The following is a 12,233-nucleotide window of genomic DNA, read 5'->3' on the forward strand; positions in this document are numbered from 1 at the left end:
ACGTCCGCGGCAGTAGCGTGCCGCGGATGTCCAGAGTCGCTGCGATCACCGCGGCGGCGTTCCTTGTCCTCGCGGCCCCGGCGGCCGCGGAGGACTACGCCGCCTTCGCGCGCAACATCATCCCGTCCGGCCAGTACGGGTCCGTCCCGATCCCGCCCGGCGCGGATGAGCAGGCGCGGATGTACGACGCGCTCACGCCGCTGTTCGACCAGGTCAGCGCCGATGACCTGCTGCGCACGTTCAAGTACGCGGGCTTCGGGGTCGGGCCCGACGGCCCGGCGCGGCCGGAGCCGATGCCGCGCGCGGGCGTCACCGTCGTGCGGGACCGCTTCAACGTGCCGCACATCACCGGCCGCTCGCGCGACGACGTCACGTGGGCGATGGGGTGGCTGCTCCAGCAGGACCGCGGCCTGCTGCTCGCCCAGGCGCGCGACGCCGCGCGGCTGGCGGCGATCGACGCGCCCAACATCTACGCCTTCGGCCTCGTCATCAACCTGCGCCAGTACACGCCGACGAAGGCCGTCGACCGCATGATCGAGCGCAACGGCCTGCGGGCGCTGCGCCAGGCCGGCGCGCCCGGGCGCGCGCTGCTGCACGACATCGACGTCTACCTGCAGGGCATCAACGCGCGGCTGAAGGCCGAGAAGAGCACGGCCAAGCCGTGGACGCGCGTGGACGTGTTCGCGGCCAACGCCGTGACCGGCGAGATCTTCGGCGAGGGCGGCGGGGACGAGGCGCGCCGCTCGGAGTTCCTGTCCAGCCTGCGCAAGCGCTACGGCACCGCGCGCGGCAACCGCATGTTCGACGACTTCAGCGAGTTCGACGATCGCGACGCGCCGTCGACGATGACCAAGACGTTCCGCTACGGCCACAAGAACCTCGCCGGGCGCGGCAACGCCGTGCTGGACGCCGGCTCCTTCACGCCGACCGGGCCGAAGGGCCTCGCGCGCGCCTCGAAGGTGCCGGACTGGGCGAGCAACTTCCTGATCGTCAGCGGCCGGCGGTCGACGACCGGCCACCCGCTGTTCGTCGGCGGCCCGCAGATCGGCTACACCTACCCCGGCCTCACGCTCGAGGCCGACATCAGCTGGCCGGGCGGGCAGGCGCGCGGCGCGACGGCGCCGGGCTTCGCCGGCAACATCCTGATCGGCCGCGGCCAGGACTACGCGTGGTCGCTCACGTCCGCGGGGTCCGACGTGGTCGACACCTACGTCGAGACGCTGTGCGGCGGCTCGAAGGCCAAGTACCGCTACAAGGGCCGCTGCCGGACGATGGGCCGCGTCGACGCGGGCACGATCAAGGACGTCGGGCGCGTCGTCTACCGGACCACCGTGCACGGCCCGGTCGTCGGCTACGCGAAGGTCAAGGGCCGCACGGTCGCCGTCTCGCGCAAGCGCGCGAGCTTCGGCCAGGACGTGCTCTGGCAGCTCTCGTTCCGCGACCTCACGGTCGGCAAGGTCAAGTCGGCGGCGACGTTCCGCGAGTCGCTGGCGTCCTCGCCGTTCACGTTCAACGTCGGCTACGCGGACGACCGCGACATTGCCATGTACTCCGCCGGCCGGCTGCCGGTCCGGCCGAAGTCGGTCGACCCGCGGCTCCCCGTCAAGGGCACCGGCGAGTACGAATGGCGCGGCTTCCTCGCCCCGTCCAAGCGCCCGTTCCAGGTCAATCCGCCGACGGGCGCGCTCGTGAACTGGAACAACCGCCCGGCGCCCGGGTGGGGCGCCGCCGACGACAACTGGAGCTACGGCTCGACCCAGCGCGTGCGGATGCTCGACGCGGGGATCGCCAAGCGCCGCCAGCACGACCTCGCCTCCGTCACGGGTGCGATGAACGCCGCCGCCACGACGGACCTGCGCAGCGAAGCGCTCACCCCGATCCTCGAGCGCCTGCTGAAGGCACACCCGACCGGTGCCACGCCGCGCGCGGCGCGGATGCTCGAGTGGCTCGTCGGCTGGCGGGCCGCCGGCTCCTCACGCCTGGACCGCGACCTCGACGGCGTGATCGACGCCGGCCCGGCCCCCGCCATCTGGGACGCCTTCTACCCACGGCTGTGGGCGGCGGCGATGCCGGTCGAGGGGGTCCAGGCCTTCGTCGGCGACGACTCCGGCACGAGCAGCGACTTCACCGACGGCGGCTTCTGGTACCTCGAGAAGGACCTCGGCCGGCTCGCCGGCAACCGCTACCGCGACCCCTTCAACGAGCGCTACTGCGGCGCGGGCGACGCCGCCCGGTGCGCCGCCGCGATCTGGGCGGCGCTCGACGCGGTGCCCGGTGAGCCGGACGCGCTCCGGGCGGACGCGACGCGCGAGCGCATCGCGTTCCGACCGGGGCTCCTACCGACGACGATCCGCTACACGAACCGCCCGAGCGGGATCCAGCAGGTCATCTCGTTCGACCGGCATCGTCCGCGCTGAGGCGACTCGGGCGCTGCCGGCCTACGGCAGCGCCTGCGTCACCACCCCGAAGATCACGCAGATCGCGTTCGGCGTCCCACGGCCGTCCTGGCGGATGCCGCCCTGGATGATCGCGTTCTGGCCGTCCCGCTCGACGTGGAACTCGAACGTGTTCGACCCGCCGACGGTGAGCTGCGTCGCGGTCTGGTTCAGTGCGACGCTGATCGCGCCGTCGCCGTTGCCGACGCGGCGGGCGACGTTGACGGCGACGCCGGAGCCGTTGATGAAGGTCACCGTCGAGGTCGGGTCCTCATTGCCGGCGACCGTGTTCTGGTCGTTGCAGGTCGCGGTGATCTGGCCGAGGCCCTTGATGCTCGACACCACCTGCGGGGCTCCGGGCGTGTTGTCGGCGACCTCGTAGCTCTTGCTGAAGGTCTGGGTGCGCCCCACATCGGCGACGAACTTGCCGGGCAGACGCCCCTTGTCGGTGCCGGAGCGGTTCGTGGCGACGAGCTTGCCGGCGGCGTCGTTGAGGCTCGCGCCCGCGTAGACGGCGCTCTTGCCGTCGACGGAACCCGCGCGGGTGGCGTAGCTGACGGCTGCGACACTCGTACCGCCCAGCGACACGAACAGCGCGATGCCGGCGACCACCATGGACGGTGACGGCCGCGAGATCTTCATTTGTTGCCCCCTTGGTGAGGAATATCGCTTGACTCAGTACCCGGAACCCGGCGGTTCATCCGACGGAGCGCTGTACGGCGCCTCCACGCGCGCCGTGCACGCCGGATTGCCTGATTTCGAACAGGGCGCCCCGCTGCTCGGCGGTCCGGTGTTCGCGGCGCCGTTCCACCTGCGCGGCCCGAAGGACGCGCACGAGTTCGGCTACGGGCGCGACGCGAACCCGACGTGGGCGGCGCTGGAGTCGGCGCTCGGCACGCTCGAGGGCGGCACGTCGCTCGTCTTCGCCTCGGGCATGGCCGCGGTGACGGCCACGTTGATGACCGTCTTGGAGCCCGGCGACAAGCTCGTCGCCGTGCAGGACGGCTACCCGGGCGTGCGGTTCGTGGCCACCGAGCGCCTGCACGGGGTCGACGTGCAGTGGGTCTCGACGAACACCGAGGAGATCGTCGCCGCGGTCGACGGCGCGCGCCTCGTGTGGATCGAGACGCCGTCGAACCCGAAGCTCGACGTGTGCGACATCGCCACCGTCTCCGCGGCGGCGCACAAGGCGGGCGCGCTCGTGGCCGTCGACAACACGCTGGCCACGCCGCTCGGCCAGCAGCCGCTCGCGCTCGGCGCCGACATCTCGATGATGAGCGGCACCAAGACGCTCAGCGGGCACTCGGACGTGCTGGTCGGCGCGGTCTCGACGCGCGACGGGGAGCTGGTGGAGGCGCTCAAGCGCTGGCGCTCGCAGTCGGGATCGGTGATCGGCGCGATGGAGGCGTGGCTGGTCCACCGCTCGCTGGCGACGCTCGCACTCCGGCTGGAGCGGTCGAGCGCGGGCGCGCTGGCCGTCGCAGGTGCGTTGCGCGAGCGCGGGATCGAGGTCTTCCACCCGTCCGACCACGCGGAGTCCGCGCAGATGCTCCAGTACGGGTGCCTCGTCGGGTTCGTGCTCGAGAGCGAGGCGCGGGCCCAGGACGTGTTGGCGCGTTGCCGTCTGGTCGCCGAGGCGACGTCCTTCGGCGGGGTCCACGCCACCGCCGAGCGCCGCGAGCGCTGGGGCACCGACGACGTCCCGCCCGGCTTCATCCGCTACTCCGCCGGCATCGAGGACCCTGAGGACCTGGTCGCCGACCTGTTGGGTGCCCTCTGAAAGTCGAATGGCCCGCCGGGGAAGGCGGGCCATTCGCGTCCTTTGGAAGCGGTGGGCCGGGGGTCAATCGGCGTCCGCCTCGATGCGCCGGTGGAGGGTGAATCCGGCGCTGCTATGGAGGAGGGAACCGCTGGTCAGGCGGTCCTCGGGATGAGACGGATGAGCTGCCGAGCCAAAAGTCAGCGCCCGCCTCGGTTGTGTCGACGTCCGTGTCGGCGGCGGCTGTCGGGGGGTCAGTCCGTAGGCCGCTGAGGGAATGATGCGCTTCTCCGGTTGCTTAAACCTTGGAGAAACCTTGGCGAGCCGGTAGCTTGCGGCTCACACGGTGGATGCAGGGTGGGACATCCGGTTATGCGGGCCTGTTCTCGTCGAGGCGAATGGGGCTCGGCTGGACGGCGGGCTGCCAGGACGGCAGGGGCGTCTGCTCTTCGCCTATCTGGTCCTGAACCGGAGTCGTGGGTGCCCGCGCGACGAGCTCGTCGACGCGCTCTGGCCCGAGGGTCCGCCGGCCGCGGCCGACTCCGCGCTGAGCGCGCTGCTTTCCAAGCTGCGCCGTGCGCTGGGCGACGGCGTGCTGACCGGTCGTGGTGAGCTGCGCCTGCGGCTCGAGGGGCCGGTGGCGGTCGACATCGAGCGCTCGCGCGCCGCGATCGTCGAGGCCGAGGCCGCGATGGAGGCCGGCGACCACGCGCTCGCGACCGCGCGCACGCGGGAAGCGCTCGCCACCGACCTGCAGACGTTCCTGCCGGACGCCGAGGCCGGCTGGGCGGCCGAGCAGCGGCGCGAGCTGGAGACGCTGCGCCTGCGCGGGCTCGAGATGCTGGCCGAGGCCGGCCTGCGCCAGGGCGGGCGGGAGCTGGGCTCGGCCGAGCAGGCCGCGCGGGCGGCGATCGCCGCGGCGCCGTTCCGCGAGTCCGCGCACCGGCTGCTGATGGAGATCCACGAGGCGGCGGGCAACCCGGCCGAGGCGCTGCGCGCGTTCGAGGAGCTGCGGTCGCTGCTGCGCGAGGAGCTCGGCACGACGCCCGGCCAGGCCGCGATGGCCGTCTTCGAGCGCGTGCTGCGCGGCGAGCCGCCCCCGGTCGTGCGGTCGGTCCCGCCGCCGGTCGCCGCCGTGGCGCTCGAGCCCGCGCCGTGGCCGGCGCCGCTCGCGGCCGCGGTCGACCGGCACCCGCTGATCGGCCGCAGCGTCGAGCTGGGGTTCCTCGAGCGCTGCTGGCGCGAGGCGGCCGACGGCCAGCGCGCGCTCGTGCTGCTCGCCGGCGACGCGGGCATCGGCAAGACGCGCCTCGCCGCCGAGGCGGCGGAGCTCGCGCACCGGGACGGCGCCGCCGTGCTCTACGGACGCTTCGACGAGGAGACGCTGACGCCGTACCAGCCGGTGGTCGAGATGCTGCGCGGCTGGTCGGCCGGCGCGCCGCTGGACGTCCTGCGCGACCGCATCGGCCCGCGCGCGGCCGAGCTGTCGATCCTGCTGCCCGAGTTCGGCGCGCCGCCCGCGGATCACAACACGAGCTCCGCCGGGCTGGGCGGCGGCGAGGCCGACGCGCAGCGCTTCCGCTTCTTCGACGCCGTCGCCGCGCTGCTCGGGGAGATCGGCGCGGAGGCGCCGGTGGTGCTGGTGTTCGACGACCTGCAGTGGGCCGACCGGCCGACGCTCCAGCTCCTGCGTCACCTCGTGCGCGCGCCCGCGCCGCGCCGCGCGCTGTTCCTCGGCACCTACCGCGAGAGCGAGATCTCCGATCGCGACCCGCTGCACGAGCTGATCGGCGACCTGCGCCGTGAGGGCACGATGCGCCGGCTCGAGCTGGGCGGGCTCGGCGAGGCCGAGGTCGGGGACCTCGTGGCCGAGCTGTCGAGCTCACCGGCGTCGGCGTCCTTCGTGCGCGCGCTCGCGGGCGAGACCGAGGGCAACCCGTTCTTCATCGAGGAGGTCGTGCGCCACATCCGCGACACGGCCGGCGCGCTGAGCGAGGAGGTCACGCTCGAGGAGGCCGGCGTCCCGGACGGCGTGCGCGAGGTCACCGCGCGGCGGCTGCGACGGCTGTCCGAGCCGACCCGGGCGGTGCTGCTCGTCGCGTCGGTGATCGGGCGCGAGTTCGACTACGACGTGCTGGCCGACGTGGTCGCGCAGGGCGACGACGAGCTGGTCGAGGCCCTGGAGGAGGGCGTGGAGGCGCGCGTGCTGCGCGAGATCGGGCACGTCGGCCGCTACGGCTTCACCCACGGGCTCGTGCGGGCGACCCTGTACGAGCAGATCTCGCAGCTGCGCCGGGCGCGCCTGCACGGTCGGGTCGGCGAGGCGCTCGTCCAGCGGCGCGGCGGCGACCTGGACCCGCACCTCGCGCTGCTCGCGCATCACTTCGCGCAGGCGGCGCCCGTCGAGCGGCCCGACCGCGCGATCGACTTCGCCCTGGCGGCCGCCCGCCGCGCCGACCGCATGCTCGCGTGGGAGGAGGCCGCGCAGCACTACCGGGCGGCGCTGCGCGCGCGGGAGCTCTCCGGCGCGGTGGACGACCACGTGCGCGCCGAGCTGCTGCTGGCGCTGGGCGCCTCCGAGGAGCGCGCGGGGCTCGAGCAGGAGGCGCGCGAGAGCTTCAGCGCCGCGATCCGCACCGCGCGCCAGCTCGGCGACCCGGTGCTGTTGACGCGCGGCGTGCTCGGCCAGGCCGGTCCCTGGTCGGCGCTGTCGCGCTCCGACCCCGAGCGGGTCGCGCTGCTCGACGAGGCGATGGAGGCGCTGCCGGAGGACGACTCGCCGCTGCGCGCGCGGCTGCTCGCCCGCATGTCGCTCGAGCTCTACTACGCCGGCGAGCCGGAGCTGCGGCTGTCGCTGTCGGAGGAGGCCGTGCGGGTCGCGCGGCGGATCGGCGACCCCCGGACGCTCGCGAGCTGCCTCGACGCGCGCCACTACGCCCTGTGGCAGCCCGAGAACGTCGAGCAGCGGCTCGTCGTGGCCGCCGAGCTGCGCGAGGTGGCCGAGCAGACCGGCGATCCGGAGCTCGAGCTGCAGGGCGCGGCGTGGACGATCATCGACCTGATGGAGCTGGGCGACATCGACGGCGTGGACATCCAGATCGCCGCCGTGAGCAAGCTCGCCGACGCCCTCCACCGCCCGATCTGGCTCTGGTGGGCGTCCCTCTTCCGCGGCTCCCGCGCGCAGCTCGACGGCCGCTTCGACGAGGCCGAGCGGCTCGCCCAGGAGACGCTCGTGATCGGCCAGCGCGGCCAGGCCGAGAACGCCCTCCACTACTACGCGCAGGAGATGTACTCGATCCGCCGCGAGCAGGGCCGCCTGGCCGAGGTCGAAGGCGCCGTGCGCAACTTCATCGAGCTGTACCCGGCGATCCCGGCCTGGCGCAGCTCGCTGGCGCTGCTCCTGATCGAGCTCGGCCGCCCCGAAGAGGCCCGCGCCGAGTTCGAGGCGATGGCCACCGGCGGCTTCAACATCCCCCGCGACGCCAACTGGCTGGTCGCCGTGACCCTGCTCGCCGAGGTCTGCGGCGCGTTGGGCGACGCCGACCGCGCCCCGGAGCTCTACGCCCTGATCGAGCCCTACGCGGGGCGCAACATCGTCGTCGGCCGCAACGCGACCTTCAACGGCTGCGCCTCCTGGCTCCTGGGCCTGCTCGCCGCCGCCCAGGGGCAGTACGACCTCGCCGAGCGCCACTACGAGGACGCCCAGAAGATGCACGCGGCGATGGGCGCGAAGCCGTGGTACACGCGGACCCAGGTGGTCTTCGCCGAGCTGCTGCTCGCCCGGCGCGGCCCGGGCGACGCCGAGCGCGCGGCGGAGATGCTCGCGGACGCGGTCGTGGTGGCCGACGCGTTGGGGATGGTCGTGCTGGCCGAGCGGGCGCGGCGTCTGGTGCCGCGTGCCGCTCCGGCTGGTTAGAGGAGCCGCGCGGCGCGTGCGCGGTCGGCGCCGTTGCGAACTCGGAACGTAACGGCAAACACCGCCACCGATAGGGGTGCGGTCGGAAACCGTCGGTATGCGCACCTTTGCGACCTCACCCCCGCCGCGCGGCGGGTCCTCCCACCCCTATCGGTGCTGGTGTTTGCCGTTCGTCACGCATTCGCAACGGCGACCACAGCGAGCGCCACGCCGCCCCTCCAGCCACCCCACCACGCACCGGGGGCGAAGTTGTCCGCCCCGCCACCTACGGTGAACACCATGGCCCGCGCGACCACCGTCTTCGTCTGCTCCGACTGCGCCGCGGAGACGCCGCGGTGGATGGGGCAGTGCCCGGGGTGCAACGCGTGGAACACGCTCACCGAGGAGGCGCGTGGGCCGGCCGCCACGAAGGGTCGGGGCGGGGCCGCCAAGGCGCGCGCCGCGGCGATCACGCCGACGCGGCTCAGGGAAGTCGCGGCCGAGCGTCACCAGCGGCTGAAGACCGGCATCGGGGAGCTCGACCAGGTGCTCGGCGGCGGGCTCGTGCCCGGCAGCCTGGTGCTGCTCGGTGGGTCGCCCGGCATCGGCAAGTCGACGCTGACGAACATGGCGCTCGGGAACCTGGAGGGCGCGGGGCACAAGACGCTCTACATCTCCGGGGAGGAGTCGGCGGCGCAGATCCGGCTGCGTGCGGAGCGGCTGTCCGGTGCGGCGCTGCAGGTGCCGGTGGTGGCGGAGACCGACCTGGACACGGTGCTGGCGACGATGGAGGCCGAGTCGCCGGCGGTGTGCGTCGTGGACTCGGTGCAGACGCTGCACGCCGCCGACCTCACGGGCGCGGCGGGGTCGGTCGGGCAGGTGCGCGAGGTCGCCGACCGGATCACGCGCGTGGCCAAGCAGCGCAACATCGCGGTGCTGCTGGTGGGCCACGTGACCAAGGAGGGCGCGCTCGCGGGGCCGCGCGTGCTCGAGCACCTCGTGGACTGCGTGCTGCAGTTCGAGGGCGAGCGCGAGCGCACCTACCGGACGCTGCGGGCGCTCAAGAACCGCTTCGGCTCCACGAACGACGTCGGCGTGTTCGAGATGCGCTCGGACGGGCTCGTGGAGGTGCAGGACGCCTCCGCGCGCTTCGTCGGGGAGGCCACGCGCGCGCCCGGCTCGGTCGTGCTGGCGGCGATGGAGGGCTCACGGCCGCTGCTGGTCGAGGTGCAGGCGCTCGTCTCGCCGTCCGAGCTGGTTCCGCCGCGGCGGGTCGTCAACGGCATCGACCGCAACCGGCTCGCGCTCGTGCTGGCCGTGCTCGCGCGCCACGCGGGGATCGGGGCGGGCACGAGCGACGTGTTCGTCAACGTCGCGGGCGGCGTGCGGATCGACGAGCCCGGCGCGGACCTCGCCGTCGCGCTGGCCGTGGCGAGCGCCGTGCGGGGCGTCACGATGGGGGAGCGCGCGCCGGTCGCGTGCTTCGGCGAGGTCGGCCTGACGGGCGAGCTGCGGACCGTCGCGCACGCCGACCGGCGGCTCGCGGAGGCGGCCAAGTTCGGCCTCAAGCCGGTCATCTGCCCCGGCGGCGAGACACCCTCCCTGCGCGCCGCGGTGAAGGCCGCGCTCGGTGCACCACCTTCCCGCGTAGCAGCCTGAGTCCGTTTCGTCAAGCCGCGGATTTGGCTCTAGCGCGCGGAAAAGAGGGGCTAAATAGCGCTTAAGTAACTGCTAGAATTGCTTCGTGATGCAGCCGCGATCAGGGGAAGAGCTCAATGAGCTCGAAGCGCGGCAAGAGCCCCGGTTGGTGAAGGCCCTTGAGATGGTCGCACCCGGCACGGCGGTGCGCGAAGGGATCGACAACATCGTCCACGCGCGTACCGGCGGACTGCTCGTCATCGGTGATCCGGACGAGCTGGCGTTCTTGTTCTCAGGCGGTATCCGGCTGGATATCGACTACACCCCTGCGCTCGTCTACCAGCTCGCGAAGATGGACGGCGCGATCGCGCTGAACGCCAACGCGACGAAGATCGCCTGGTGCAACGTGCAGCTGATGCCCGACCCGACGATCCTCACGTCGGAGACCGGCACGCGCCACCGCACCGCCGAGCGCATCTCGAAGCAGACGGACGCGCTCGTGATCGCCGTCTCCCAGCGGCGTGACGTCGTCTCGCTCTACGTCGACGGCGCGAAGTACATCCTCGAGGAGATCCCCGCGGTGCTCGCCAAGGCCAACCAGGCGCTGGCGACGCTGGACAAGTACCGCACCCGCCTGGATCAGGTCTCCACCCGCCTCACCGCGCTCGAGTTCGAGGGCGGCGTCACGCTCCACGACGTGCTGACCGTGCTGCAGCGCGCGGAGCTCGTCACGCGCATGGCGGTCGAGATCGAGCGCTACATCGTGGAGCTCGGCACCGAAGGCCGCCTCATCGAGATGCAGCTCGAGGAGACGATGGTCGGCGTCGCCGGCGACAAGGCCGCGCTGCTGCACGACTACCTGGCCGACCCGGTGGAGGACGCCTTCGCGATGGCCCTCGACGGCATCTCGCGCCTGCCCCACCAAGACTTGCTCGACTTCGGTCGGCTCGCCGAGCTGCTCGGCTACGACCGCAAGGTCAACACGTTGGACTATCCCGTCTCGCCCCGCGGGTACCGCATCCTCGGCCGCATACCGAGGCTGCCGAAGCTCGTGGTGCAGAACATCGTTCGCGAGTTCCGAGGGCTTGACGAGATCCTGGCCGCCACCGACCCCGAGCTGGAGTCGGTGGAGGGCGTCGGTGAAATCCGGGCGAAGGACATCCGCGAGGGTCTTCGCCGTCTTCAGGAGATCAACCTCGTGGACCGGTACTTGCAAACCTGAACTCAGCAAGCGGTCCGGCAGCCGGACCACAGCGTTGAAGGAGGAACTCTCATTTCCGATACGGCTATTGAGCTCGAAGATCTCGACATCGAGCGCGAAATCGTCAACATCGAGTTCGAGATCGGCGACAACGTGGTCTACCCGCATCATGGGGCCGGCCAGGTAGTCAAGAAGGAGGAGAAGAACATCCTCGGCGAGGTGCGCGAGTACCTCACGATCAAGATCCTCCACAACGACATGACCGTCATGGTCCCGTGTGCGAACGCCGGCAAGGCCGGTCTGCGCCGCGTGATCGACGAGGAGACCGTCAAGGCGGTCCTCGGCGTTCTCGCCGCTGACGTGTCCGAGATGCCGAAGAACTGGAACCGGCGTTTCAAGCACAACCGCGACAAGATCAAGACGGGCGACATCTACGAGCTGGCCGAGGTCGTTCGCAACCTCGCCGTCCGTGAGCAGGACAAGGGCCTTTCCACCGGCGAGAAGCAGATGTACACGCGCGCCAAGAAGATCCTGGCCTCGGAGATGATGTACGCGCTGGAGAAGACCGAGGAAGAGGCCGAGGCCTACCTCGACGAGATCCTCCTGCGCACGGCTGACGAGCTCGCCGCCGCGGCTGCGGTTTCGGCTGAGTAGTCACACCCTCGCGCTCTTGGTGGCCGCGGGCTCAGGCTCGCGGCTCGGAGCCGCGGTACCCAAGGCGTTCGTGCCGGTCGCCGGACGCCCGATGATCGAGTGGTCGGTGGACGCGTTGCGTGCCGCCGGCATCGAGGAGATCGTGGTCGCGCTGCCCGAGGGCGGCGTCGCGCCCGCCGGCTGCCTCGGCGTCCGCGGCGGGGCGACCCGCTCGGAGTCCGTGCGCGCCGCGCTGGACGCTGCGGCCTCGTCCGGAGACGTCGTGGTGCACGACGCCGCCCGGCCCTTGGTGGAGCCGTCGCTGTTCACCCGCGTGGTCGAGGCTCTGGCGGAAGCCGACTGCGCGATCGCCGCGGCCCGCGTGACGGACACGATCAAGGAGGCCGACGGCGACGTCGTCGTCCGCACGCATGACCGCTCACGGCTGTGGGCGATCCAGACGCCGCAGGCCTTCCGGCGCGCGGCGCTCGAGGCGGCCCTGAACGTCGACGCGTCCGTGCTCGCGCAGGCCACGGACGACGCGTCCCTGGTCGAGCAGGCGGGCGGCACCGTGCGGGTCGTCGAAGCCTCGCCCGGCAACTTCAAGGTGACCACGCCGCACGACCTCCAGGTGGCCGAGCTGCTCCTCATGGAACGCGTGCGATCCTGATT

The 12,233-nt window shown here is 72.3% G+C and carries 8 protein-coding genes; 7 read left to right on the forward strand and 1 reads right to left on the reverse strand.

Going from position 1 to position 12,233, the window contains the following annotated elements; all coding sequences use genetic code 11:
* Positions 1–26 precede the first annotated feature (26 nt).
* Positions 27–2,417 (forward strand): penicillin acylase family protein, encoded by a 2,391-nt coding sequence (locus C8N24_RS18070; protein ID WP_121252196.1) that lies wholly within the window; start codon positions 27–29, stop codon positions 2,415–2,417.
* Positions 2,418–2,438: 21 nt separating this feature from the next.
* Here the strand turns inward: C8N24_RS18070 and C8N24_RS18075 are convergent, their stop codons facing one another.
* Complete coding sequence (locus C8N24_RS18075) at positions 2,439–3,077, reverse strand: hypothetical protein (protein ID WP_147447864.1); 639 nt, start codon at positions 3,075–3,077, stop codon at positions 2,439–2,441.
* A gap of 28 nt (positions 3,078–3,105) precedes the next feature.
* Here C8N24_RS18075 and C8N24_RS18080 point away from each other — a divergent pair, with 28 nt between their 5' ends.
* The 6 genes from C8N24_RS18080 (at position 3,106) to ispD (ending at position 12,231) form a co-directional block, all read left to right on the forward strand.
* Positions 3,106–4,215 carry a cystathionine gamma-lyase gene (locus tag C8N24_RS18080; protein WP_211340012.1) on the forward strand — a complete coding sequence of 370 codons (1,110 nt, stop codon included), beginning with the start codon at positions 3,106–3,108 and terminating at the stop codon, positions 4,213–4,215.
* A 325-nt stretch (positions 4,216–4,540) separates the two neighbouring features.
* Entirely contained in the window at positions 4,541–8,110 is a 3,570-nt protein-coding gene (locus C8N24_RS18085; protein ID WP_121252201.1) for an ATP-binding protein, read from the forward strand.
* A gap of 279 nt (positions 8,111–8,389) precedes the next feature.
* Positions 8,390–9,748 carry a DNA repair protein RadA gene (radA, locus tag C8N24_RS18090; RefSeq protein WP_121253299.1) on the forward strand — a complete coding sequence of 453 codons (1,359 nt, stop codon included), beginning with the start codon at positions 8,390–8,392 and terminating at the stop codon, positions 9,746–9,748.
* Positions 9,749–9,836: 88 nt separating this feature from the next.
* Positions 9,837–10,949: a DNA integrity scanning diadenylate cyclase DisA gene (gene disA, locus C8N24_RS18095; protein ID WP_121252203.1), complete on the forward strand. Its 1,113-nt coding sequence runs from the start codon at positions 9,837–9,839 to the stop codon at positions 10,947–10,949.
* 120 nt (positions 10,950–11,069) lie between these two features.
* The gene (locus C8N24_RS18100) at positions 11,070–11,582 is read left to right on the forward strand and encodes a CarD family transcriptional regulator (protein WP_281272653.1); all 513 of its coding nucleotides are present in this window, start codon (positions 11,070–11,072) and stop codon (positions 11,580–11,582) included.
* Between the two features lie 19 nt (positions 11,583–11,601).
* Positions 11,602–12,231 (forward strand): 2-C-methyl-D-erythritol 4-phosphate cytidylyltransferase, encoded by a 630-nt coding sequence (ispD, locus tag C8N24_RS18105; RefSeq protein ID WP_245971887.1) that lies wholly within the window; start codon positions 11,602–11,604, stop codon positions 12,229–12,231.
* Positions 12,232–12,233 lie beyond the last annotated feature (2 nt).

It is taken from the genome of Solirubrobacter pauli (assembly GCF_003633755.1).
Classification (GTDB): domain Bacteria; phylum Actinomycetota; class Thermoleophilia; order Solirubrobacterales; family Solirubrobacteraceae; genus Solirubrobacter; species Solirubrobacter pauli.